The sequence below is a fragment of the Amycolatopsis sp. NPDC051061 genome (assembly GCF_040682935.1).
GTDB lineage: Bacteria > Actinomycetota > Actinomycetes > Mycobacteriales > Pseudonocardiaceae > Amycolatopsis.
Window position 1 is genome coordinate 296,080 of record NZ_JBFBBZ010000006.1, and the last position, 24,476, is coordinate 320,555.

Annotated in this window: 23 protein-coding genes; 9 read left to right on the forward strand and 14 right to left on the reverse strand. The window is 70.3% G+C overall.

Features of this window, described 5'->3' with window-relative positions; all coding sequences use genetic code 11:
- Positions 1-106 precede the first annotated feature (106 nt).
- Complete coding sequence (locus AB0N03_RS11205; RefSeq protein ID WP_364368846.1) at positions 107-1,390, reverse strand: hypothetical protein; 1,284 nt, start codon at positions 1,388-1,390, stop codon at positions 107-109.
- Entirely contained in the window at positions 1,387-2,151 is a 765-nt protein-coding gene (locus AB0N03_RS11210) for a hypothetical protein (protein WP_364368849.1), read from the reverse strand. Before AB0N03_RS11210 ends, AB0N03_RS11205 begins: the two co-directional genes overlap by 4 nt.
- Positions 2,152-2,563: 412 nt before the next feature.
- Here AB0N03_RS11210 and AB0N03_RS11215 point away from each other — a divergent pair, with 412 nt between their 5' ends.
- From AB0N03_RS11215 to AB0N03_RS11230, 4 genes are read left to right on the forward strand one after another with little or no spacing between them, the layout of a single operon-like run.
- Positions 2,564-3,967, forward strand: coding sequence for a family 2B encapsulin nanocompartment shell protein (locus AB0N03_RS11215; protein ID WP_364368851.1), 1,404 nt, complete (start codon positions 2,564-2,566; stop codon positions 3,965-3,967).
- The gene (locus tag AB0N03_RS11220; RefSeq protein ID WP_364368854.1) at positions 3,967-4,140 is read left to right on the forward strand and encodes a hypothetical protein; all 174 of its coding nucleotides are present in this window, start codon (positions 3,967-3,969) and stop codon (positions 4,138-4,140) included. Before AB0N03_RS11215 ends, AB0N03_RS11220 begins: the two co-directional genes overlap by 1 nt.
- Positions 4,137-5,528 carry a family 2B encapsulin nanocompartment shell protein gene (locus tag AB0N03_RS11225; RefSeq protein ID WP_364368857.1) on the forward strand — a complete coding sequence of 464 codons (1,392 nt, stop codon included), beginning with the start codon at positions 4,137-4,139 and terminating at the stop codon, positions 5,526-5,528. The genes AB0N03_RS11220 and AB0N03_RS11225 overlap by 4 nt, the downstream gene beginning before the upstream one ends.
- Entirely contained in the window at positions 5,525-6,541 is a 1,017-nt protein-coding gene (locus AB0N03_RS11230; protein ID WP_364368860.1) for a family 2 encapsulin nanocompartment cargo protein polyprenyl transferase, read from the forward strand. Before AB0N03_RS11225 ends, AB0N03_RS11230 begins: the two co-directional genes overlap by 4 nt.
- Before the next feature lie 151 nt (positions 6,542-6,692).
- Here AB0N03_RS11230 and AB0N03_RS11235 read toward each other — a convergent pair whose 3' ends face one another.
- Positions 6,693-7,817 carry a CapA family protein gene (locus AB0N03_RS11235; RefSeq protein WP_364368863.1) on the reverse strand — a complete coding sequence of 375 codons (1,125 nt, stop codon included), beginning with the start codon at positions 7,815-7,817 and terminating at the stop codon, positions 6,693-6,695.
- 369 nt (positions 7,818-8,186) lie between these two features.
- On the opposite strand from AB0N03_RS11235, the gene AB0N03_RS11240 reads away from it, so the two are divergent.
- The 5 genes from AB0N03_RS11240 (at position 8,187) to AB0N03_RS11260 (ending at position 13,709) form a co-directional block, all read left to right on the forward strand.
- Positions 8,187-9,161: a substrate-binding domain-containing protein gene (locus AB0N03_RS11240; protein WP_364368866.1), complete on the forward strand. Its 975-nt coding sequence runs from the start codon at positions 8,187-8,189 to the stop codon at positions 9,159-9,161.
- A 72-nt stretch (positions 9,162-9,233) separates the two neighbouring features.
- A complete protein-coding gene (locus AB0N03_RS11245; protein ID WP_364368868.1) occupies positions 9,234-10,772 on the forward strand; it encodes a sugar ABC transporter ATP-binding protein in 1,539 nt (512 codons plus the stop codon).
- A 73-nt stretch (positions 10,773-10,845) separates the two neighbouring features.
- Positions 10,846-11,871 (forward strand): ABC transporter permease, encoded by a 1,026-nt coding sequence (locus AB0N03_RS11250; RefSeq protein WP_364368871.1) that lies wholly within the window; start codon positions 10,846-10,848, stop codon positions 11,869-11,871.
- Between the two features lie 15 nt (positions 11,872-11,886).
- On the forward strand, positions 11,887-12,555 hold the full coding sequence (locus AB0N03_RS11255; protein ID WP_364368874.1) for an FCD domain-containing protein: 669 nt from the start codon (positions 11,887-11,889) through the stop codon (positions 12,553-12,555).
- A gap of 71 nt (positions 12,556-12,626) precedes the next feature.
- Positions 12,627-13,709 carry a glycoside hydrolase family 88 protein gene (locus AB0N03_RS11260; RefSeq protein WP_364368877.1) on the forward strand — a complete coding sequence of 361 codons (1,083 nt, stop codon included), beginning with the start codon at positions 12,627-12,629 and terminating at the stop codon, positions 13,707-13,709.
- A gap of 93 nt (positions 13,710-13,802) precedes the next feature.
- Here the strand turns inward: AB0N03_RS11260 and AB0N03_RS11265 are convergent, their stop codons facing one another.
- The 11 genes from AB0N03_RS11265 to AB0N03_RS11315 all read right to left on the reverse strand — a co-directional run bounded on the left by AB0N03_RS11265 (position 13,803) and on the right by AB0N03_RS11315 (position 24,432).
- Positions 13,803-15,110, reverse strand: coding sequence for a DNA polymerase IV (locus AB0N03_RS11265; protein ID WP_364368880.1), 1,308 nt, complete (start codon positions 15,108-15,110; stop codon positions 13,803-13,805).
- Between the two features lies 1 nt (position 15,111).
- Positions 15,112-15,426 (reverse strand): transcriptional regulator, encoded by a 315-nt coding sequence (locus AB0N03_RS11270; protein ID WP_364368883.1) that lies wholly within the window; start codon positions 15,424-15,426, stop codon positions 15,112-15,114.
- Positions 15,423-16,037: a hypothetical protein gene (locus tag AB0N03_RS11275; protein WP_364368886.1), complete on the reverse strand. Its 615-nt coding sequence runs from the start codon at positions 16,035-16,037 to the stop codon at positions 15,423-15,425. Before AB0N03_RS11275 ends, AB0N03_RS11270 begins: the two co-directional genes overlap by 4 nt.
- A gap of 57 nt (positions 16,038-16,094) precedes the next feature.
- A complete protein-coding gene (locus tag AB0N03_RS11280; protein WP_364368888.1) occupies positions 16,095-16,826 on the reverse strand; it encodes an ABC transporter permease in 732 nt (243 codons plus the stop codon).
- Positions 16,823-17,731, reverse strand: a complete 909-nt coding sequence (locus AB0N03_RS11285) for an ABC transporter ATP-binding protein (RefSeq protein WP_364368891.1) — start codon at positions 17,729-17,731, stop codon at positions 16,823-16,825. Before AB0N03_RS11285 ends, AB0N03_RS11280 begins: the two co-directional genes overlap by 4 nt.
- A 252-nt stretch (positions 17,732-17,983) precedes the next feature.
- Positions 17,984-19,555, reverse strand: a complete 1,572-nt coding sequence (locus AB0N03_RS11290) for an alpha/beta hydrolase (protein ID WP_364368893.1) — start codon at positions 19,553-19,555, stop codon at positions 17,984-17,986.
- A 167-nt stretch (positions 19,556-19,722) separates the two neighbouring features.
- A complete protein-coding gene (locus tag AB0N03_RS11295; RefSeq protein WP_364368896.1) occupies positions 19,723-20,100 on the reverse strand; it encodes a hypothetical protein in 378 nt (125 codons plus the stop codon).
- Between the two features lie 44 nt (positions 20,101-20,144).
- The gene (locus AB0N03_RS11300) at positions 20,145-21,863 is read right to left on the reverse strand and encodes an aminotransferase class V-fold PLP-dependent enzyme (RefSeq protein WP_364368898.1); all 1,719 of its coding nucleotides are present in this window, start codon (positions 21,861-21,863) and stop codon (positions 20,145-20,147) included.
- On the reverse strand, positions 21,860-22,627 hold the full coding sequence (locus tag AB0N03_RS11305; RefSeq protein ID WP_364368901.1) for an amino acid ABC transporter ATP-binding protein: 768 nt from the start codon (positions 22,625-22,627) through the stop codon (positions 21,860-21,862). The genes AB0N03_RS11300 and AB0N03_RS11305 overlap by 4 nt, the downstream gene beginning before the upstream one ends.
- Positions 22,620-23,498 carry an amino acid ABC transporter permease gene (locus AB0N03_RS11310; RefSeq protein WP_364368904.1) on the reverse strand — a complete coding sequence of 293 codons (879 nt, stop codon included), beginning with the start codon at positions 23,496-23,498 and terminating at the stop codon, positions 22,620-22,622. The genes AB0N03_RS11305 and AB0N03_RS11310 overlap by 8 nt, the downstream gene beginning before the upstream one ends.
- Complete coding sequence (locus tag AB0N03_RS11315) at positions 23,485-24,432, reverse strand: ABC transporter substrate-binding protein (protein WP_364368906.1); 948 nt, start codon at positions 24,430-24,432, stop codon at positions 23,485-23,487. The genes AB0N03_RS11310 and AB0N03_RS11315 overlap by 14 nt, the downstream gene beginning before the upstream one ends.
- Positions 24,433-24,476 lie beyond the last annotated feature (44 nt).

Sequence of the window (24,476 nt, forward strand, 5' to 3'; positions counted from 1 at the left end):
GGGGGGGGGGGGGGGGGTGGTGTGTGTGCTGTGGTTGGGTGTGTGTTGTTTTGGTGTTTTCGTATTTTGTTTGCTCACCGTTAGCCCCCCCCCCCCCACCCCGGGATCAGCGGTGCCGGCGGCCGTGGGCCGCTGCCGCTCCGCCGCCCAGCACCAGGATCAGCGCCGTCAGTCCCCAGCGGCGTTTCTCCTTCGTCTTCACCGCCGTGCCCTCGACCACCGGCTCCGGCTCCTCCGTCGGCTGCACGTGCCGCTTCGTCGGTGGCGGTGCCGGTGTCGGCTCCACCACCGTCGGCGTGGGCGCGACCACCGGGGCCGGGGTGGGTGCCGGGGCCGGGGCCACCGCGGCCGGCTGCTCCACCGGTGGTGGCTGCGACGGCGGCGGGGGCTCCGGCGCCGGCGTCGTCGAGGAAGGGGAAGGCGCCGGCGAAGTCGTCGGAGTGGGCGTGGGCGTGGGCGTCTCCGAGGTAGTCGGAGGAGGAGGCGGCGGGGGCGGAGGTGGTGGCGGGGCAGCCTCGACGAAACACCCGGCCGCGTCCCCGCTCACCAGCGCCGGCCCGGTCGACACCTCGACCGCGGCGCCCGAACCGTCCCGCGGCAACCGGTAAGTCACACTCCGGCGGCCGTCCCGGTTGGCCGTCGCGTAGATCGCCCCCGGTCCGAGCACCACGGACCCGTACGCACCCCCGCGCGGGAAGCGCAGCCCCGGCACCACCGCGACCTTCCCCGTCGACGGGTCCAAGCTCACCACCGAACTGTCCCCCCGCGAAGCCGCCGAGACCCCGAGCAGCAAGCCGGACGACGGGTCGTACGCGAAGTCGTCCACCCCTGCCGCGAGCGACACCGGCCGCAGCGGCGTCCGGTGCACGACCCGCACGTAGTCCGCCGACGACGGGTCGACGTCCACTGTGTACAGATCGCTGTCCTGCCGCACGTACCAGCGGTTCCCGGCGATCGCCCCCGCCGTCGCCCCCGTGACCAGGCTCCACAACGGATGCTGTGCGCCCGCCCGGCCGACGATGCCGAGGTCCGTCACCGCTCCCGACGCGTCGATGCGCACCGCGTGCGCGCCGTGGCCGTACCGGCCGCGGCGCGTTCCGTCGGCGACGCCGTACACGACGTCCTGCGCGGCCGAGTACCCCATCGCGTTGATCCAGTAGCCCGCCTGGGTCAGGCGTTTCGTCGTCCCGTCGGGCAGGGACAGCAGCCGCAACGTCGTCGGAGCGCCGTCGCGTTCGTTCTCCGCCTGCAGGATCGTGCAGCCGTCCGGGTCCTGGGCCGCCGGGCGGCGGGACGGCCCGGACGCGAGCCAGCCCGTCGCCGCCAGCAGGGCCGAGACCGCCGCGGCCACGCCGAGCATCGCCGCCCAGCGGGCCCGCCTGCCGGTCAAGCCAGCCTTTCCAGCGCGCCGGTGAACGCCTCCGGCGGGATCTTCGCGCCTCCGCTGAACGGGTTCTGCAGCTGGTGGATCGCGAACAGCAGCAACGTGATCGTGCCGGCCAGGGTGGAGACGATGATGACGTGCGCGGCCAGCCGCGTGCCGCCGAACAGGTTGGGCAGCAGGATCGCGGTGATCAGGCTGCCGAGGATCAACGCGAACCAGACGACCGCCCCGACCCCGCCGCCGGTGGCGTTGTTCAGCCGCTGCGTGCGGGCCTGGTAGACCGACCAGAGCTGGTTGCTCGCCTCGGTCTTGCGGTCGATCTGCCAGTCGCCGTCGACGTCGGCGGCCGCGACGGCCTGGCGCATCTGGTCCAGCTGCGTCCAGCCCGTGGCGGGGATCTCGCCGCCGTCGGACAGCCGCGGCCACTCCTGCTGTTCGACGGTCCGCGCGTAGGCGACGGCGAGCTGGTGCACCCGGTCCTTCGTCTCGGCCGGCAGCGCGTCGGCCGCCCACGTCGCCGCGATGAGACTGTCCGCCTCGGTCTGCGCGTCCTCGCTCGCGGCGCCGACCGAGTCGAACAGCGAGATGAGCACGAACGCGACCAGCACCGCGTGCAGCCCGCCGACGATGGTGAACACCTGGCCCGCCGCGTCGTTGTTGTCGGGCCGCCCCTCGTCCCAGCCGAACCGGCGGACCAGGTACGCGATCAAGCCCCCGACGAGGGCCGCGCCGGCCACCCAGAGACCGCCGGCCAGGAAGATGTTCATCCACGTCCTTTCCCGCCAGGCGGATTCACCGCCGGACCGCCCAAGTTAGTCACCCATTTACGGCCGGACAACCGGGAATTGTTCGATTCATCCGAGTGGCCTCACCCAGGCCGCGACCATAGCCGGTTCGGCGCAGTTCCCCGCCGCCGGGGTGACCCGCACCGCTCCCCACCGCGACGACGGATTCCCCTTACGTGGAGGGATATTCCCGACCGGGTGACGACCACGAACGCCGGGTGATGATCGGTGGGTACCCGGCGGGAAGATGGTGCCCGGAATGGCCGGGAACCCAGCACGTGATCAGCCCGCCGACCCGATCGTGTCATTGTGCGGCCGGGCGCCGTTGCTATGTTGATTCTTCGTTGCCAGTCTTGGGCAATCCCGGCTTCCGAATGATTGGGTGGTTCTCGTTGTGACTGTCACCGACCCGGTGGAATCCGAGCAGGCGCCGCTGAGCCTCGGGCGGGCCGCGGCCCGCACCCTGGCCACGACGACCAAGTCGGTCCCGCAGATGCAGGGCATCTCCTCCCGCTGGCTACTCAAGCTGCTGCCCTGGGTCGAGGTCTCCGGCGGCGCCTACCGCGTCAACCGCCGCCTGTCCTACTCGGTCGGCGACGGCCGGGTCACCTTCACCACCACCGGCGCCGAAGTCCGCGTCATCCCACCCGAACTCGGCGAACTCGCACCCCTGCGCGGCTACGACGACGAAGACGTCCTCACCGAACTCGCCTCCCGGTTCTCCCAGCACGAGTACGAGCCCGGAGACGTCCTGGTCGAGTTCGGCTCCCCGGCCGACCAGGTGTTCCTCATCGCCCACGGCAAAATCACCAAGGTCGGCACCGGCGCCTACGGCGACCAGACCGTCCTCGGCACCCTCGCCGACGGCGACTACTTCGGCGAAACCGCGTTGACCCAGGTCGACGGGATCTGGGAATTCACCGCCAAGGCCGTCACCACCTGCACCGTCCTCTCACTACCCAGGGACGTGTTCGAAGACGTCCTCTCACGCTCGGAAACCCTCCAAACCCACCTGGAAGCATTCACCGCCGGCGGCTCGAGTGCCCGCAACGACCACGGCGAAGCCGAAATCTCCCTCGCCTCCGGCCACGACGGCGAACCGATACTGCCCGGCACCTTCGTCGACTACGACGCCCAACCCCGCGAATACGAACTGTCGGTCGCCCAGACCGTCCTGCGGGTCCATTCCCGCGTCGCGGACCTCTACAACCAGCCGATGAACCAGATCGAGCAACAGCTGCGGCTGACCATCGAGGCACTGCGGGAACGCCAGGAACACGAACTGATCAACAACACCGGCTTCGGGCTGCTGCACAACGCCGACTTCGCCCAGCGCATCCCCACCCGCACCGGCCCTCCCACCCCCGACGACCTCGACGAACTGCTCGCCCTGGTCTGGAAGGACCCCGGGTTCTTCCTCGCCCACCCCAAAACCATCGCCGCGTTCGGCCGCGAATGCACCAAAGCCGGCGTCTACCCCGACGCCGTCGACTTCGGCGGGCACCACGTCCCCGCCTGGCGGGGGGTGCCGATCCTGCCCTGCAACAAGATCCCCGTCACCGACACCCGCACCAGCTCCATCCTGCTGATGCGCACCGGGGAGCAGGCCCAGGGCGTGGTCGGGTTGCACCAGACCGGGCTGCCGGATGAGTACCAGCCGGGGCTGAACGTGCGGTTCATGGGTGTCTCCGAGCAGGCCATCATCTCCTACCTCGTGTCGGCCTACTACTCCGCCGCCGTACTGGTCCCCGATGCACTCGCCGTGCTGGAAAGCGCCGAACTCGGGCGGGAGGGGTAATGCCGGAGCCCGCGACACCGCCCCGCAAGCCCGACGCGGAACCGCCGCGCCCCGGGCCCGGCCTGCCGCCGTCGGCCTTCGGGCCGACCGGGCTCGGCACGGCCGCGGCGCGGGTCGTGCCCAAGCCCGGTCTCCCCGCAGCCCCCGAACCCGATCGGCGCGTGAACCCTTGACCGTCACCGAAGAACCGTCGGCACCGCAGCTGTCCCTGGGCGTCACAGCCGCGCGGGCGCTGACCACGACGACCAAGACACTGCCGCAGATGCGCGGCATCACCACCCGCTGGCTGCTCTCCCAGCTCCCCTGGGTCGACGTACCCGCAGGCAGCTACCGCGTCAACCGCCGCCTCACCTACACCATCGGCGACGGCAAAGTCAGCTTCTACACCACCGGCACCCGCGTCCAGGTCATCCCCGCCGAACTCACCGAACTCGAACTCCTGCACGGCTTCGGCGACGAACAAGCCCTCGCCGCACTCGCCGACACCTTCGAACAACGCGAATACGAACCCGGCGCCACCATCACCACCACCGGCGAACCGCTCGACACCCTGATCCTCATCGCCCACGGCAAAGTCACCCAGCACGGCCGCGGCGAATACGGCGACGAAACCCACCTCGGCACCATCACCGACGGCGACCACTTCGGCGCCGAACTCCTCACCCGCGACGACGCCCGGTGGAGCTTCACCGCACGCGCCGCCACCCACGTCATCGCCCTGGTCCTGCCCGCTTCGGCGTACGCCCGGCTCAACGGCCGATCCGAATCACTCCGCAACCACGTCGCCGAAGCCATCGGACGCCCACGGAAACCCCAAAACAAAGCCGGCGAAGCCAGCATCGACCTCTCCGCCGGCCACGACGGCGAGCCCATCCTCTCCGGCACCTACGTCGACTACGACCCCTCACCCCGCGAGTACGACCTCGCCGTCGCCCAAACCGTGCTCCGCGTCCACAACCGCGTCACCGACCTCTACAACAACCCCATGAACCAGCTCGAACAACAACTGCGGCTCACCGTCGAAGCGTTGCGAGAACGACAAGAACACGAACTGATCAACAACACCGACTTCGGGCTCCTGCACAACGCCGACCTCAAACACCGCCTCACCACCCGCACCGGCCCACCCACACCACTCGACCTCGACGACCTGCTCTGCCGCCGCCGCAAAACGAAATTCTTCCTCGCCCACCCCCGCGCCATCGCCGCGTTCGGCCGCGAATGCACCCGGGCACACATCTACCCCGACCCGGCGGTCCTCGACGGCAAACGCGTCCAAACCTGGCGCGGCGTCCCGATCCTGCCCTGCGACAAGATCCCCATCACCGACACCGGCACCACGTCGATCCTCGCCATGCGCACCGGCGAAGACGACGCCGGCGTCATCGGCCTGCGCCCCCAGCAACTCCCGGACGAATACCAGCCCGGCCTCAACGTCCGGTTCATGAACATCAGCGACCACGCCGTGACGTCCTACCTCGTCAGCGCCTACCACTCCGCCGCCGTGCTCGTCCCGGACGCACTCGGCGTCCTCGACCACGTCGAGATCGGCCGCTCATGACGACCATGGACTCCCGGACCGCCGCCCGCCCCCTCGCCGACGTCCTCGCGTGGAGCAAGGGACTGGTCGACCCGGCGCTGCGCACGGCGGCCGAGCGGCTGCCCGACGCGATGCGGCGGATCGCCGGCTACCACTTCGGCTGGGAAGACGCCCAGGGCGAACCGTCCTCCGCGGACGGCGGGAAGGCGTTGCGGCCGGCGCTCGTGCTGCTATGCGCGGAAGCCGCGGGCGGCGACCCCGCGAACGCCGTGCCGGCCGCCGTCGCGGTCGAGTACGTGCACAACTTCTCGCTGCTGCACGACGACGTCATGGACGGCGACACCACCCGGCGCCACCGGCCGACGGCGTGGACGGTCTTCGGCACCGGGCCCGCGGTGCTCGCCGGGGACGCGCTGCTGAGCGTGGCGTTCGAACAGCTGGCGCCCGACGGCGCGAAGCTGCTGTCCCAGGCCGTGCTCGAACTGCTCGAAGGCCAGGCCGCCGACGTCGACTTCGAGCAGCGCGACGACGTCACGCCGGCCGAGTGCGTCCGGATGGCCGGCGGGAAGACGGCGGCGCTGATCGGCGCGTCCTGCGGGCTGGGCGCACTGCTCGCCGGCCGGCCGGAGGCGGTGCCGCGGTTCGGGGAGTTCGGCCGGTCGATCGGGCTCGCGTTCCAGCACGTCGACGACCTGCTCGGCATCTGGGGCGACCCCGCCGAGACGGGCAAGCCGGTGTACTCGGACCTCCAGAACCGCAAGAAGTCGCTCCCGGTCGTGACGGCGCTGTCGTCCGGCACGACGGCCGGAGCGGAGCTGGCGGCGCTGTACTCCGGCACCGACCCGCTGGACGACATCGAACTGGCCCTCGCGGCCACGCTCGTCGACGAGGCCGGTGGCCGCCAGTGGAGCCAGGCCCAGGCGGCGGCGCTGGTGGCGAAGGGACTGCGGGAGCTGGCGGCGGTGAACCCGGTCCCCCGCCCGGCCGCGGAACTGGCGGCCCTGGCCCGCCTGATCACCACCCGCACCCACTGACTCCGTGAGGGAAACGCCAACTCGCGTGATCAGAACGCCAACTCACGTGATCGGAGGGTCGACACGCCACAGCAGGTCGGTCGCTGCCGTGTCGACCCTTCAAACACGCGTGTCGACTCCTCAATCACGCGTGTCGACCGTCTGATCACGGTTACTTGCCGGGGCGGGTGAGGCCGTCCTGGTCCGCTTTCAGGCTCAGGATGTTCTTGTCCGTGTCGCCCAGGGCCTTGGTGACCTGCGCCGATGCTGTTGATGTCGACAAGTCGATGAGGCGGATCGGGGCCTCGAGCTTGATGTAGGTCGGGATGTACTCGGCCTTGTCGACCTTCCAGCGGTCGCCGTCGCGGACGAAGCGGAAGCGGGCCGCCGCACCCTCCTCCGTGTCGCCGCGCGGCTCGGAGTGGCGGGCGACGCTGTTGCCGAGCCCGTAGGCCACCCACTTGTCCCCGATCTTCTCGAACGGCTGAACCACGTGCGCGTGGTGGCCGACGATCAGGTCGATGTCGTCGGACGCCAGGAGCTTCTTGGCCTGCGACCGCTGCTCGGCCGTCGGGTCGTGCTGGTACTCGACCCCCCAGTGCAGGCTCGCGATCACGACCTGCGCTCCGGCCTCACGCGCCTTGCGAGCCGCCGCGAGGACGTCGTCGACGTCGATCTGGTTGGCCAGCCACGGCTTCCCGGCCGGCACCTTGATGCCGTTGAACCCGAAGGCGTACGACACCTGCGCGACCTTCACACCGTGGACGTCGAGGACCAGCGGTTTCGCCGCTTCCGCGGCCGAGCGCGCCGAGCCGGTGTGCTTGATCCCGGTGGCGTCGAGCTTGTCCAAGGTCCGCTTCACGCCGTCGGCGCCCTGGTCGATCGTGTGGTTGGACGACGTCGAGCAGGTGTCGTAGCCGGTGTCCTTGAGCGCGTCCGCGATCTCCGGTGGCGCGCTGAACGACGGGTACCCGCTGTACGGGCCGCCTTCCGGCGCCAACGGCGTCTCGAGGTGGCAGATCCCGAGGTCGGCGCCGGAGATCAGCGGCTTGATCCCGGCGAGCAACGGCCGGTAGTCGATCTTCCCGCCGCCGTCGGCCTCGGCCTGCTCGGTCAGCGCCGGGTGGATCAGGACGTCGCCGGTCGCGACGACGCTGAACGAGCCGTCCGGTGCCGCCTGCGCCGAAGAAGGCGTCTCCGGGAACGGCGTCGGCGCCGGGCCGGACTGCGGCGGGCTGCTGCACGCGGCCGCCAGGACGGCTACCCCGGCGATCGCGGCGACGCGGAGCTTCGTCATCGGTCCCCCTGCTGCTGTGGTCCGGTCATCCTGCCATCCGGACGAACCCGACACGTGCGGCGACCTGGTCAACGGAAACTTCCACCACAGTCGACAACACCGATCAGAACATTCGCCCAGGACAAAACCGGACAACGCGCAGGACAGCGCCGAAAAAATACGATAAATGGGGCGGGCATATGCCACGATGCAACTACACAGAGTAGGTATCGCTCCGCTAACTGCGGCTTGACGCTGCACGAACGGGTGTTTTGTAATACCAGTCACCCAGCGGCGCCCCCACGCGCCACTCGAACCCCGGCCTCCTTGGGAGCAACGATGTCCCCACACTCGCACAGGCTGCACGCCTGGAGCGTTGTTGGTTGTTGTTTGATTTCCGGTGTCCTGATGGCCTCGTGCTCCTCCGGCAAGACGGAAGCCCCGGCATCGCAGCAGGCGCCCGCCAACGGCAAGATCACCCTCTACTACCTGCAGAAACAGGGTGACCAGCAGTACTTCGTCGAGCAGGCGCAGGGGGCGCAGGAGAAGGCGAAGGAGCTCGGCGTCGAGCTCAAGGTCGTCAACCTCGGCCAGGACGCCAACAAGGCGATCACCGAGCTGGACGCCGCGGTCGCGCAGGGCGCGAACGGCGTCGCCATCGTCGTCCCCGACCAGGCCATCGGCCCGCAGGTGATCGACAAGGCCAAGAGCGCGGGCATCCCGATCATCGCCTCCGACGACGTCATCAAGGACGGCACCGGCGCGAAGGCCCCGTTCGTCGGCTTCAACGGCAGCCAGATGGGCGACTCGGTCGGCACCGAGGCCGGGAAGCTGTTCAAGGCCGCCGGCTGGGCCGCCGCCGACACCAAGATCATCAGCGCCTACAAGCAGGACCTCAGCGTCTGCACCGACCGCGTCGGCGCCGCCAAGTCGGCGTTCGCCAAAGCGGCGGGCGCGGACGTCCCGGTGATCGACGTCGGCACCGACAACTCCCCCGTCGACGCGCAGAACCGCTCCGGCGCGGTGATCGGCTCCAACCCGGGCGTCAAGCACTGGGTCGTCTGGGGCTGCAACGACGAAAACGAGACCGGTGTCGTGACCGCGCTGGCCAACTCCGGCGTGCAGGCGAACAACATCATCGGCGTCGGGCTCGGCGCGTACCTCACCTGCAAGGACTGGGCGGCCGGCAAGGACACCGGCAACAAGTCCGCGCTCTACATCTCCGGCGCCGAGGTCGGCCGCTCGGCGATCCAGGTGCTGGTCGACAAGGTGAAGAACGGCAAGGAGCTGCCCGCGGAGACGATCGCGAAGACCACGATCGTCAACAAGGACAACTACAAGCAGGCCGGCGTCAACTGCACCTGACCGACCCCTCGTGAGTGTTTAGGGCGGTTCTGACCGCCCTAAACACTCACGACCGCTGTACGGAAGGCGACCATGTCCAGCTCTCCTGCCGCGCTCGCCGTCGAGGGCATCGGCAAGCGCTTCTCCGGCGTCACCGCCCTCGACGACGTCTCGCTGGAGTTCCGCTCCGGCGAGGTGCTCGCGCTGATGGGCGAGAACGGCGCCGGGAAGTCGACGCTGCTGCGCGTCCTCTCCGGCGACCAGGGCCCCGACGACGGCCGGCTGCTGCTCGACGGCACCGAGGTCGCGTTCGACACCCCGCGCGCGGCGATGGCCGCCGGGGTCCGCGTGATCTACCAGGAACCCGAGATCATCCCGCACGTTTCGGTGGCGGAGAACGTCTTCGTCGGCGAGCTCCCCGCCAAGGCGCGCGTGTTCAACCGCCGCACGCTCGTGAAGGCGACGCAGGACGCGCTCGCCGAGTACGGCTTCGAGGGCGTGCTCAACCCGGCGACGCTCGGCGTCGCACTGTCGGCCGCCCAGCGCCAGATCGTCGAGATCCTCCGCGTGCTCACCGCGGCCACCCCGCCGAAGGTGATCGCGTTCGACGAGCCGACGTCGTCGCTGTCGGAGCACGAAGTCGAAGCGCTGTTCCGGCTGATCGGGCGGCTGCGCGACAGCGGGGTCGCGGTCGTCTACGTCTCGCACCGGATGAAGGAGATCTTCCAGCTCGCCGACCGCATCGCCGTGCTGCGCGACGGGAAGCTCGTCGGCGTCCAGCAGGTCGCGGAGACCGACGAGCCCGGCCTGGTGCGGATGATGATCGGCCGCGACCTTTCGGCGCTGGAACGGCGCGTCACGCAAGAAACCGGGAACGTCGTGCTGAAGCTCGACGACGTCACGACCGACGACGTCACCGGTATCTCCCTGCAGGTCCGCGCGGGCGAGGTCGTCTGCCTGGCCGGGCTGGTCGGCGCCGGACGCTCCGAGCTGGCCCGCGCGATCGTCGGCGACCTGCCGATCCGGTCCGGAACCGTCGAACTCGACGGCAAGCGGCTGCGCGCGCACAACCCGGGTGACGCCGTGAAAGCCGGGATCGGCTTCGCGCCCGAAGAGCGCAAGACGGACGCGTTGCTCATGCAGCGGTCCGTACGCGACAACATCTCCATCTCGGTGCTGGACCGGCTTCGCCGCTTCCGCGTCGTTAAGCGCGCGAAGGAACGCGCGCTCGTCGAGGAATACATCAGCGAGCTTCGCGTGCGGACGCCGTCGATGGAGCAGGAAGTCCGCAAGCTGTCCGGCGGCAACCAACAGAAGGCCGTGCTCGCCCGCTGGCTCGCGCGGCGGCCGAAGCTGCTGATCCTGGACGAGCCGACCCGCGGCGTCGACGTCGGCGCGAAGGCCGAGATCTACCGGATCATCGACGGTCTCGCCGCGGAAGGCATCGCGCTGCTGGTCATCTCCTCCGACCTGCCCGAGGTGCTGACGCTGGCCGACCGCATCCTCGTCATGCGCGCGGGCCACCTGGCCGGCGAGCTCGGCCGCGACGAAGCGACCGAGGAAGCCGTGCTGACCCTCGCCATCCCCGAAACCGAACCAGCCGTGGAAGAAGCCCAGGAGATCGGCGCATGAGTGAGCCTGCGAACGAACCATTCAACACAGCGCTCGCCGCTCAGGCCGAGCTGAGCGTCAGCGAGGTCGGCGCATGAGTACCCCCACCAAGGAAACGTCGGCGCCCGCCGCGCCGCCGCAGCCGTCGGCCGCGCGCCGCGTGCTCACCGGCATCGGCGTGCAGAACTCCAGCCTGATCATCACCCTGATCGCGCTGATCGTCCTGCTGAGCATCCTGAACGACAACTTCCTGCGCACCAACAACCTGCTGCTGATCGGCAGCGCGATCACCATCATGGGGCTGCTGGCCCTGGTGCAGACGCTGGTGATCATCCTGGGCGCGCTGGACATCTCGGTCGGCTCGATGGCCGGGCTCGCCTCGGTCATCTCGGCGATGGTGTTCACCTCGACCGGCAACGCCGAGGTCGGCATCCTCGCCGCGATCGGCGTCGGCATCCTCTGCGGCCTGGTCAACGGCATGATCATCATCTTCGGCCGGGTCAACCCGGTGGTCGCGACGCTGGCCATGCTCGCCACCTACAAGGGCATCGCGCAGGTGATCTCGGACGGCAAGTCGCAGGGCTACACCGGCGGCGACGACCTGTTCATCTTCCTGGCCAAGGGCGCGATCGCGGGCCTGCCGTCGCTGGTGTGGGTGTTCCTGATCGTCGCGGCGCTGCTGCACTTCCTCCTGAAGTACACCGACATCGGCCGCAACGTCTACGCCATCGGCGGCAACGACACGGCCGCGCGCCTGGCCGGCATCAACATCAACCGGTACATCATCGGCGTCTACGCGCTGGCCGGCGTGGTCGCGGCGGTCGCGGGCATCCTGATCACCGCGCGCACCGGCTCGGGCCAGCCGGTGTCCGGGTCCGAAGGCCTGGAGCTGCAGGCCGTCACCGGCGCCGCGCTCGGCGGCACGATGCTCAAGGGCGGGCGCGGGTCGATCATTTCGACCGTGCTCGCGGTGATCATCCTGGGCGTGCTCGACAACGGCATGTCCGGCCTGGGCATCAACCCGTTCTGGCAGAACGTCGCCCACGGCGCCCTGCTCGTGATCGCGGTCGTGCTGCAGCAGCTGCGCAGCGGAGAGCGCCGCGTCGGCCTGCCCGAGTAGCGCGGGCGCCCGGCGATGAGCGCTCCCCGGAACCTCCACGCCCGCATCGTCGACGAACTGGGCAGGCTCATCGTCGAAGGAGTCCTCGGGGACGGGCAGCCGCTCGTCCCCGAGGAGCTCGGCCGGCGGTTCTCCGCGTCCCGGACCGTGGTCCGCGAGGCGCTGCGCGTGCTGGAGTCGAAGGGCATGGTGACCGCGCGCCCGCGGGTCGGCACGTGGACGCTGCCGCCCGACGCGTGGGACGCGATCGACCCGGACGTCATCGCGTGGCGCGTCAACGGTCCTGACGGCCAGGAGCACCTGCGCGAGCTGCGGGAACTGCGGCTGACGATCGAGCCGCAGGCGGCGCGGATGGCCGCGCAGCACCGGCGTCCGGACGAGCTTTCGGCGATGGCCACGGCCTACGAGCTGATGGCGGACGCGGTCGAACGCTCCGACCGCGCGGCGTTCCGGGACGCCGATTCCCGGTTCCACGCGGCGCTGATCCGCGCGTCCGGGAACGCGTTGATCGCGCAGCTGCACGTGCCGGTGGTGGCCGCCCTGACCGCGCACGGCGAGCCGATGGAGCTCGTGGCGCATTCCCGGGTGCTGACGCTCGTGCTGGCGAAGAACGCCGACGGCGCCGAGTCCGCCTCTCGCCGGTTGCTGGAAACCGTTGCGCCGTACCGCTCACCGGCACCTTGACACGTCCACCGGGAACCCTGAACACTCGCTGCGAACGACCGCCGCCATGACGTGCTGAGGAGGACGCTTTCATGCGTTTCCCGGGAATTCGTGGCTTTGGCGTGCTCGCGGCCGCGGTGGTGGCGGGCGGGTTGTTCGCCGCCCCGGCGGCCGTCGCGGCCCCCGCCGAATGCCCGATCACCGACCAGATGGTGTCCGCGGGCAACTACTGGGTGACCAACGGGACGAACCTCGACGCCCCGGACTGGCAGAACGCGACGTTCCACGTCGGCAACCTCGCGCTGGTCCGGACCACCGGCCAGTCGAACCACAAGACACTGCCGTGGGCGGAGGCGAACGGCTACCGGCTGCCGTCCGATCCGAAGCGGCCGTTCTTCCCCGACAACCAGGCCGCCGGCGAGGCGTACCTGGACCTGTACACGTACTTCCACCCGGAGATCTCGCTCGATGCGATCCGCACGCGGATCCAGGACGAGGTCGCTTCCGTGCAGGCGGGGCACCGCGACTACTGGAACTACGTCGACGCGCTGAACATGGCGATGCCGTCGTTCGCGCGGATGAGCGTGATCGACCACGATCCGTCCTATTTGGACGCCATGGACAAGCTGTTCAAGTCGTCGGAACACAAGCTGTACAACGAGTTCACGGGCTTGTGGTACCGCGACGCGCGGTTCACGGGCTCGGGGGTGTTCTGGTCGCGCGGCAACGGCTGGGCCCTGGCGGCGTTGACGAAGGTGCTGCAGGTCCTGCCGACGGACGACCCGCGCCGGCCGGAGTACCTGCGGGTGTTCAACAAGATGGCTTCGACGTTGGCGCTGGTGCAGCGCCGTGACGGGTTCTGGAACTCGGACCTGCTGAACCCGTTCGACCACGGCGGCCCGGAGACGAGCGGCACGGCGTTCTTCACCTACGGCCTCGGTTGGGGCATCTCCGCGGGCATCCTCCCCGCGGCGCGGTTCCGCCCGGTCGTCGACAAGGCGTGGACGGCGCTGTCGACGAAGGCGCTGCAGCCGTCCGGTCTGGTCGGCTACGTCCAGCCGGTCGGCGACCGTCCGGCGACGGCTCACGCGTCCGACACCGCGGCTTACGGCGTCGGCGCGTTCCTCCTGGCAGGCCAGGAAGTCGCCAAGCTCCAAGGCTGCTCGGCCGAGTAGGTCCCCAGCGCCCCAATGTGGCCTTCGGTGCGTTGAACGCACCGAAGGGCCCCTTGGGTGCGTTGAACGCAACCAAGGCCACATTGGGGCGCTTTACTTCAGGCAGTCGGCGGGGTCGCCGCGGGTCAGGGCGGGGTCCGTCTGGGGGAACGTGCGAGCCGCGCCCGGGCCCGAAGTGCGGTGCTCGAAGCGGATCGTCACCCGGCCGTGGCCCGCGCCCTGGACCCAGCCCGTGCCGAATTCCTCGTGCACGACGTCGTCGCCCGGTCGCCACTCCGACGGGGCGGCGACCGGCGCGGGCGCGGCGGAGACCACGGTGGCAGCCGGGGTTTCCCGCACGGAGAGACTGAACAGCGCGTCCTGGTGGGGCACCGACAGCCCGCTGTACGCGACCCCGGCCAACCGGATGCCGCCGAACTCCGCCGGGTCGAGCAGCAGCCGTTCCGCCACCGCCGACAGCTCCGCCAAATCGTCGGTCGGGGCGGAGATCGTCTCCGAACGGGTCACCGTGTGCATGTCCGTGTGCCGGAGCTTGATCACCACCGTGCGGGCCACGCGCTCGGCCTTGACCAGCCGCTTGTGCGCCCCGACGGCGATCCGGCGAACTTCCGAGCGAAGCGTGGCCAGGTCGATGATGTCCGTGTCGAACGTCGTTTCCGCGCTGACCTGCTTCGTCTCGCCGCGGTCGGCGACCGGGCGGTCGTCGAAGCCGGTGGCGAGCCGGCGCAGGTCGCGGCCGATCACGCCGCCCAGCGTGGCCGCCGCGTCCTGTTCGGACAGTGCCGCCAGCTGTCCGAGCGTCTGGACGCCGATGAACCGAAGCTTCCCTTCGGCGACAGGGCCGATCCCCCACAGCGCGCGCACCGGCAGCGGCGCGAGGAATTCGCGTTCGGTGCCCTGCGGCACCACCAGCAGGCCGTCCGGCTTGGCTTCGTCCGAGGCGATCTTGGCGATCTGCTTGCCGTTGCCCGCGCCGATCGACGCCACCAGGCCCGTTTCCGCCCGAATCCGGGAACGCAGCGACGCGCAGAACGCCGTCACGTCGTCGAAGGACGCATCCACGAGCGACGGTGGCTCGGCGAACGCTTCGTCGAGGGAGATCTTCTCCAGCAGCGGCGCCACCGACGTGACGACGGCGAACACCTCCTGGCTGAGCCGCTCGTACACGCGGAACCGCGGCGGCACGATCACGCCGTTGGCCGGGAGCAGCCGGCGCGCCTGCGCCATCGGCATCGCCGACTTGATGCCGAACGCCCGGGACTCGTAACTCGCGCCCGCGACGACGCCGCGTGGCCCGGTGCCGCCGACGAGCACCGGGCGCCCGGCCAGCGTCGGGCGGGTGAGCTGCTCGGCCGACGCGTAGAAGGCGTCCAGGTCGAGGTGGATCACCCAGCGGGCCACGTCAGTCCCCGCCGGTGGCGTCCAGCAGCTGGTGCAGCGCCTTGGTGTAGCTCTCGAACGCCGCGCGTCCGGCCGCGGTCAGCCGGACCAGGGTGACCGGCGTGCGGTGCTCGTAGGCCTTGGTGATCTCGACGTACTCGGCGTCCTCGAGCTTGCGCAGGTGCGTCGAGAGGTTGCCGGCCGTCATGTCGAGCAGCTGCTGCAGCCGCGGGAACGTGATCTGGTCGGCGGCGCGCAGCCCGGCCAGCGCCACCGTGACCCGCAGCCGCGCCTGGGCGTGGATAACGGGATCGAGCTGGGGCAACGGATCGCTCATCGGGACTTCTCGCGGACGAAGTACACGGTCGCCGCGAGGAGGAACCCACCGCCGCCGCAGATCGCCAGCACCAGGAAGTTCGCCGGGAACCCGACCAGCACGCTCAGCCCGGCGGAGACGATCATCCACGCGCCGAGGCCGTACATCAGCTTGTCCTGCCAGAGCATGCCGCCGGCGAGGTACAGGACGCCGGTCAGCAGCAGCCACGTGCCCGACCACAGCAGCGACACCTGGTCGGAGGACAGCGTGCCGAACTGCGTGATCCGGATGTCGATGACGCTCAGCCCGATCGAGGCGAGCGCCCAGCTGTAGCCGTACATCGCGCCGACCGTCTTGGACGGGCCGCGGATCCCCCGCCCGGCCCGGGCGCTGACGTAGCCGGTGTAGACCATCGCGGCGACGAACAGCACCGCGACGACCACCCCGCCCACCCAGCCGGGCACGCTCGCGGTCCGCGTCGCGAAGTAGGTGAAGCCCCAGCCCACGATCCAGGCGAAGGCCCACGCGGCGAGCATGCGCGCGGGGCCTCCGCCCAGTTCACGGCGCGTGCGCCGGTTCTGCTGGGCGATCAGGTTCAGCGACTCCTCCGCCGACATCGGCTCGTCGTCCACCTGTCCCGCCCTCCTGCCGTGCAGACCCCTCAACGCTGCACGGAAGTTAACACGCATTCACAGCCGCGCCGTGTCCAGCCGGAACCGGCGCAGCACGACCAGCGCCGGTACGACCAGCCAGCCCGCGAGCACGAGCACCGCGACCCACGTCCCGGACGCGTGCGTCAGCGGGTCGACGCCGACCCGGCGCAACCAGTAGGTCGGCACGAAGTGCGCCAGCGTCGTCATCCAGCCGGGCAGGAACTCGAGCGGGATCCACAGGCCGCCGAGCATGCCGAGCGGCATCATCAGGGCACCGGTCACCGCGCCGACCGTGTCGCCCTTGCCGAACAGGCCGATCGCCAGGCCGAGCACGGCGAACGGCAGGGTCGCCGCCCACAGGAAGACCAGCAGCCGGCCCCAGTCGGCCATACCGAGCTGCTCGCCGCGCAGGAAGCCGACGAGGAAGATGACCAGGAGGACCGGCAGGGCGACCGCCATCGCCGAGGCGACCTTCACCGCCAGGTAGCCGGGGCCGCGCATCGGCGTCAGGCGGAGCTGGCGTTGCCAGCCGTCGGTGCGTTCCTGGGCCACGCGGGTGCCGGTGAACAGGGCACCGCCGCTGGCGCCGTACGCGGCCATGGTGATCATCGTCTGGGTGCTCGAGCGCAGGCCGTTGTCCAGGACGGCGTCCCCGTAGATGGACCCGAACAGCAGGTACATCGCCGCCGGCATGCCGATGGTGAAGATCGCGAACTGCGGGCTCCGGACGATCCGCTTGATCTCCAGGCTCAGGTAGGTCGTGTTCACGCCGCTGCCCCTTCGGTCTCGTCGGCGGTGAGCGCCAGGAAGGCCTCTTCGAGGCCCAGCGCGGTGATTTCGATGTCGGACGCCTGCGGGTACGCGGCCAGCAGGGCGCGGATGGCGGCGTCGGAGTCGGCGCAGGCGAGCTCGGCGCGGCCGGCACGCAGCTGCACGGTCGTGACGCCCGGCAGTTCCGCCAGATCGGCTTCGGCGGCTCCGAGCACGACGGCTTTGAGCACCCGCCCGGACACCGCGGCCCGGACCTCGGCGACCGCGCCGTCGGCGACGACGCCGCCGTGGCGCATCAGCACGACGCGGTCGGCGTAGTCCTCGGCCTCGGCGAGGTAGTGCGTCGCGAACAGCACGGTCCGGCCGGAGGCGGCGAACTCCCGGATGGACGCCCAGAACGCGCGCCGACCATCGACGTCCATCGCGGCGGTGGGCTCGTCGAGCACCAGCAGCCGTGGGTCGCCGGCCAGCGCGAGCGCGAACCGGACGCGCTGCCGTTCCCCGCCGGAGAGCTTGCCGCAGCGGCGCTTCACGAGGTGCTGCAGGCCGGCCCGGGCGATCACCTCGGCCGCGGGCAGCGGCTTGGCGTGCGTCGAGACGACCAGGTCGACGATCTCGCCGACGGTGGCGTCCGGCAGCAGGGCGCCGTTCTGCATCATGGCGCCGACGAGCCCCTGGTCGACGGCCTCGCGCGGGCTGCCACCGGCGACGGCGACCTCCCCCGCGTCCGGCTTGGTCAGCCCGAGCAGCATGTCGACGGTGGTCGACTTCCCCGCGCCGTTCGGCCCGAGCAGCGCGACGATCTGGCCGTGCGCGACCTCTACGGACACGCCGTCGACGGCCGTGACCTGACCGAAGCGCTTGGTGAGGCCGCGGAGTGCGAACGCCGGTCCCCCAGTCATGGCGCTCTCCTTTCGTTCGTGGACTTTGCATCGCAACGTCACTGTGGACTTTGTAACACAAAGTCCGCGCAAGTTCAAAGCCCACGGTGGCGGAGAGCGCCCCAAGGTGGCCTTGGTTGCGTTCAACGCACCCAAGGGGCCCTTCGGTGCGTTGAACGCACCGAAGGCCACATTGGGGCGCTTGCGGTGACGACACGAAAACGGGGTGCCGGGCACTGGGCCCGACACCCCGTTCCTCAGGGTTTCCGCAGGTCAGCCGGTGAACCGCCCGGCCACCAACCCCTGAGTAGCACTCAGATCAGCCTTCGCCGCCGTCGGTGCCGGGGGCGTCGGCTGGGGCAGCGGCGCGCACTCGACGTCGGCCGTGCGGCCCGGCTTGCGGGCCGGGAGCGCGCCTGTCGCCAGGTAGTCCGCGATCTTGGTGTCCACGCACGCGTTGCCGCGCGGGGTGATCGCGTGGCTCGTGCCGCCCGGCTCCGCGATCAGCGACGCGCCCGGGAAGCGGCTGCGGACCTCGAGGCTGCCCGGGAACGGCGTCGCCGCGTCCAGCGTCTCGTCGATCATCAGCACGCTCTTGACCCCGCCGCCGTCGATCTTCGTCGGCTTACCCGCCTTCGCCGGCCAGTACAGGCACGGCGCGTTGAACCACGCGTTCTGCCAGGTGAAGTACGGCGCCTTGACGGACGTCCTCCAGTTGTCGATCTTCCACTGGTTCCAGCTCTGCGGCCATTGGACGTCGGAGCACTGGACGGCGAGGTACACCGCGTAGCCGTTGTCGTCGCCGCGGCCGCCGAAGGCCTCGAAGAGCGACTTCCAGTTCTGCCAGTCACCCTGGTTGACGAACCGCGAAAGTGCGTCGCCCAGGAGCGTCCACCGCAGCTGGTAGTACGACGCCTGCTGGATGACGTCGAGGATCTCGTCCGGGCCGATCACGCCGCCGGCCGGGGTGAACGACGCTTTGAGCAGCTGCTCGTTGACCACGCGCTGCACCGCGGACTGGGTCTTGCCGAGGTGGTAGACGTCGTCGTGCTGGGCGAGCCAGCCGAACCAGATGAGGATGTTCTTGTCGAACGCGACGTCCTGGTTGAGGTTGTCGCCGTACCAGACGCCGCGCGGGTCGACCGTCGAGTCGAGCACCATCCGGCGCACGTTCTGCGGGAACAGCGAGCCGTACACCTGACCGAGGTAGGTGCCGTAGGAGTAGCCGTAGAAGTTCAGCTGCTTCTGGCCGAGCGCCTTGCGGATGGAGTCCATGTCCTTGACCGTGTCGGTCGTCTTCATGTTCTCCAGCAGGGCCTTCGAGTTGTTCTTCGCGCACGCGTCGGCGTAGCCCTTGGCCCGGTCGAGCCAGGTCCGCTCGAGCTGCGGGGTGAACGGCGCGTACTCCGGCCGGTCGTAGTCCATGTAGTTCGGGTCGCACGACAGCGCGGGCTTGCTCGCGCCGACGCCGCGCGGGTCGAAGCCGATCCAGTCGTAGGCGTCGCCGGCGTGGTTGGGCACCTTCGGCCCGCGGGTGGCCAGCAGCAGGCCGGAACCGCCGGGGCCGCCGGGGTTGGTCAGCATGACGCCCTGGTACTGCGCGTCGGCGACCTTGTGCTGGACGCGGCTGACGGCGAGCTGGACCTGCTCGCCACGGGGCTTCGAGTAGTCGAGCGGGACCCCCAGGTACCCGCATTCGGCGCCGGCGGCGACGAGGGTGGGATCGGTGCAGGCCCCCCAGGCGATCGACGCCTGGCTCGCGGGCGCTGCGGACGCGGCCGGCGCGGCCACGAGCGCGGAGGCCACCGCGGCGGCGGCCACAGTGGCGAAAAGGGCACGTCTCACTGTTTTCTCCCTTTCGGCTTCAGCTTCGAGCGGCTGAACCCTAGCCCCGCGCACGTCCACCGGGGACGGCAAACGGGTGGCCGGGCCCGAATGCCCTACGAAAGGCGGAAATCGGATACCCGGGTCACCCACCGTCCGGAGTGGACGATGCGGGGATCGCGGTCGCGTCAGCCGTGTCGCCGGACGAAGGCGTCGATCAGCTGCTGCCGCTCGGCGGACGTCGCCCGCTCCAGCTCGACGGTGTCCCCGTCGACCGTCACCTTGATCCGGTGTTTTCCCGCCTGGCGGCCGAGCCAGTCCTTCAGCGTCTCGACCAGGCCGGGGAACACGCCGCCCGCCGCGCTGAACGCCACCATGAGCGAGCCGATCGTCACCGGGTCGGCGGCCTTCGCGCCCGCCGGCAGCTCACCGGGCACCGCGCCCAGCTCGACGTCGAGCGTGGTCAGCTCGGCGCGCAGCCGGCGGGCGAGCCCGTCGAGCTCCTCGGCGTCGGCGTCCACTGCTTCGATGCGAAGCACCGCCCGCCGCGTGTCCGGTTCGGTCATGCGCGCCATGGTGCGCCCCGCGGCGACCGCGGGCAAGGCCCCGATCAGGCACGGATCTCGTTGAGGTAGTTGTAGATCGTGTAGCGCGTGACGTCGAGGCGCCCGGCCAGGTGGTCGACCGCGTCCTTGATGAGGAAATAGCCGGCTTCGTCGAGCTCCCGGACCACCGCCGCCTTGTGCCGCTTCTTCATGAGGTCCACCGGGATCCCGGCCTTGGTCACCGCGCGGTCGACGAGGAACCGCTGCAGGCTGTCGACGTCCGGTGGGAAAGTCTCCGGCTCGCCGTTCCCGCCCGCCGAAGCGGACGCGTCGACGCTGTTGACGCACAGGCAGCCGACCGCGACCCCGTCTGCGTCGCGCAGGAACAGCGTCGACGAGCGGATCGCGCGTCCGTCCGGCCCGTGCGTGCGGTAGTTCGTCAGGTCCTGGGTGGTGCCGCGGCGGACCAGGCCGAGCAGCAGGTCGGTCATCGGCCCGCCGATGGTGCGGCCGGTCAGGTCGCCGGCGATGGCGACGATCGAGTCCGGCAGCCGGCTCAGGTCGTGCAGCAGCACCTCGTTGCCGGGCCCGAGCATGGCCGCGAGCCCCGGGATCGCCGGCACCAGCGCCGTCAGCACCTCGTGCGTCGTCGCGCCCGCGGCCGGGACGACCAGCGGTTCGCGCGGCTTGGTCAGCGTCTCCAACGCTTCCCGGAGCAGGTCCGCGGCGGCCGCCGGAGTCGATGCGTGCGGTGACAGCCGGACGTGCTCGGGCCGCACGGTCGCCGCGATCCCGGCGTTGGCCAGCGCCGCGCCGACCTGCTCGGCGGGGTGCCCGGGCAGGGTGAACGCGAGGATTCCCGCTCGCCGTTCGGTAGCCGAGACGACCTCGGCGCCGCAGGAAGCGAGTACCTCCTCGAAGGACCCGATCCGCTCGGCGATCCGGGCCGCGATGGCGCCGACCCCGGCGTCCTCGACCAGCTCCAGAGCCTCGGCGAACGCGCCGGACGTGATCGGGCTGAGGTTGGAGATCGACCACGCCTGGGCGGTGACGTCCGGCGGGTGGATCTCGTCGTCGAACAGGCCAGGGTCGCGCGCGCCGGTCCACCCCGACAGCACGGGGTCCAGCCGGTCCAGCGCACGGTCGGACAAGACCGCGAAGCCGGTCCCCCAGCCCGCGCGCAGCCACTTCTGCCCGCCCACGACCAGGACGTCGGCGACCTCCCACGGCGCCTCGATCACGCCGAAGCCCTGGATGCCGTCGACGACCAGCAGCCGATCGCCGACGACGTCGCGCAGCGCGGCGAGGTCGGCGCGGAAGCCGGTGCGGAAGTCGACCGCGCTGACGCTCACCGTGGTGATCTCCGGCGTCAAAGCGGAAGCGACCCGCTCCGGCGTCACGTAACCGCCGGTCAGCCGCCGCAACGTGAGCCGTCCGGCCTGTTCAGCACGCGCCCACGGGTAGGTGTTGGCGGGGAACTCCGCCGCCGACACCAGCACCTCGCCGGAGCTGTGGAACGCGGCCTGGAACAACCCGAGGCTGGTGTTGGGCAGCAGGACCGTGTGGTCGGTGTCCGAACCGGACAGCCGCGCGGCCGCCGCCTTGGCCCGGATCTCCTGCCGCATCAGCTCGTCCACAGTGGACGGACCGGCCGTGGTGGCCTGGTCGAGCAGCGCGGCGGTCGTGTCGAGCACCGCGTGGGACGGCGGGCCGAACCGGGCGAAGTCGAGGTAGCCGGCGGGCTCGTCGAACTGGAGCAGGTACCGGGGCGAAATCCGCGTCACGCGAGGATCCTCGCCAGGAACTGCCGGGTCCGTTCGTGCTTCGGCGCGCTCAGTACTTCCGAGGGCGGCCCGGTCTCGACGACGGCGCCGTCGGCCAGGAACACCACCTCGTCGGCGGCCTCCGCGGCGAAGCTCATCTCGTGCGTCACGACGACCATCGTCATCCCCTCCCCCGCCAACGTACTCATCACTTCCAGCACCTCCCCGACCAGCTCCGGGTCGAGCGCCGACGTCGGCTCGTCGAACAGCATCAGCTTCGGCTTCATCGCCAGCGACCGCGCGATCGCGACGCGCTGCTGCTGCCCGCCGGACAGCTGTGCCGGGTAGGCACCGGCGCGATGGGCGAGCCCCACGCGGTCGAGCAGCTCGAGGCCCTGCTTGCGCGCGTCGTCCGATTTGCGGCCGAGCACCCGGATCGGGCCCTCGACGACGTTCTCCAGCGCCGTCCGGTGCGCGAACAGGTTGAACCGCTGGAACACCATGCCGATGTCACGACGTTGCCGCGCCACCTCACGTTCGCGCAGCTCGTACAGCTTCCCGCCGCGCTGCCGGAAGCCGATCGGCTCGCCGTCGACCCAGATCTGGCCGGCGTCGATCGTCTCGAGGTGGTTGATGCAGCGCAGGAACGTGCTCTTCCCGGCGCCGGACGGCCCGAGCAGGCAGACGACCTGTCCCTTGTGGACGTCCAGGTCGATGCCGCCGAGGACTTCGGTGTGGCCGTAGGACTTCTTGACGCCGACGGCGCGCAGCAGCGGCTCAGACACGGGCACTCCTCACCAGTGGCACGCCGCGCAACGCCTTGCCGGCGCGGGAAAGGGGCCCGCGGTCGGCCTGCCCGAACGAGCGTTCCAGGTAGTGCTGGCCGACGCCGGCGACGGTCACCACGACCATGTACCAGACGGCCGCGGCCAGCAGCGTCTCCATCACCAGCAGGTTGTTCGACGAGATGTTGTTGGCCGCGTGGATCAGCTCCGTCACGCCGATCACCGAGGCCATCGACGTGCCCTTGAGCATGTTGATGAAGTCGTTGCCGGTCGGCGGGATGATCACGCGCATGGCCTGCGGCAGCACGACCCGGCGCAGCGTCGCGGCCGGCGTCATACCGATCGACTTCGCCGCTTCCGTCTGCCCGCTGTCGACGCTGTTCAAGCCCGCCCGCACGATCTCGGCCATGTACGCGCTTTCGTTGAGCGCCAAGCCGAGGAACGCCGCGGTGAACGCGCTGATCAGCACGTTCGTCTGCGCGTGGACCAGGAACGGGATGTCGATCACCGGGAAGACGAGCGCCAGGTTGTACCAGAGCAGGATCTGCAGCAGCACCGGCAGGCCGCGGAAGATCCAGATGTAGCCGGCGGCGAACCACCGGGCGACCGGGTTGGCGCTGCGGCGCAGCAGGGCGATGACGATGCCGAGCACGATCGCGACGGCCTGCGACAGCACCGCCAGCACGACGGTGTTGAGCAGGCCGGTCGCCATCACCTTGAAGAAGACGAAGTCCGGGACCTGGCTCCACGCGATCTGCGCGTTGCCGAGCGCGATGCCCAGCAGCACGAGCAGGGCGAGGATGACGACGGCGGCGACCCACCGGCCCCAGTGGCGCAGCCGGACGATCGGCAGTGGCTCAGGAGCCGCCATTGACCGCGGCCTCCTTGAGCGCGCCCTGCTCGACGCCCCAGGCCTGCAGGATCTTGCCGTAGGTGCCGTCGGTGATGAGCGCCTGCAGCGCCTTCTGCACGGAGTCGCGCAGCGGCGTGTTCTGCTTGTTGACGCCGATGCCGTACGGCCCGCCCTCGATCGGCTCGCCCGGGACGACCTCGAAGAACTTGCCGTCGCCGGCGGTCCGCGAGATGTAGACGGCGCTGGGCAGGTCGTTGAGGATCGCCGCGACACGGCCGGTGCGCAGCTGGTTCTGGTTCTGGTTGTCGCTGTCGGTCGCGGTGACGTTCAGCGCGGGCTTGCCGGCCTGCGTGCACTTCGTGCTCTGCGCTTCGGCGAACTTCTGGTGGCTGGTGCCCTGCACGACGGCGACGTTCTTGCCGCAGAGCGCGTCCGGTCCGGTGATGCCGTCCGGGTTGCCCTTGCGGATCATGATCGTGATGCCCGAGGTGAAGTAGTCGACGAAGTCGATCTGGGCCTGACGGGCCTTGGTGTCGTTCATGCCGGCCATGGTCAAGTCGATGCGGCCGGACTGGAGGCTGGTGATGAGCGAGCCGAAGGCCATGTCCTGGTGGGTCACGGGGACGCCGAGCTTGGCGGCGATCGCCTTGGCGAGGTCGACCTCGTAGCCGATGGGGGTCTTGCCGTCGGCGGCGTAGAAGTTGTTGGGCGCGGACTGCAGGTTCGACGCGAGGTGCAGCCCCGCCTGCTTGACGTTCGCCGGCAGGGCGGCGTTGAGCTGGGCGTCCTTCTGCACGCCCTGGACGATCGCCGCGGTGTCCGGGATGCCGGACGCGGGCGCGCCGGGAGCCTGCGACGTCCCGCCTGCGCCGTCCGGACCACCACCGCAGGCCGTCACCAGGACGGCCAAGCTCGCGAGCAGCACTGCCTGTGCGGCGCGACAACGGGACATAACGGACCTCCACTGTTCGGCTGGCCGGAACGGTACAACCCGTT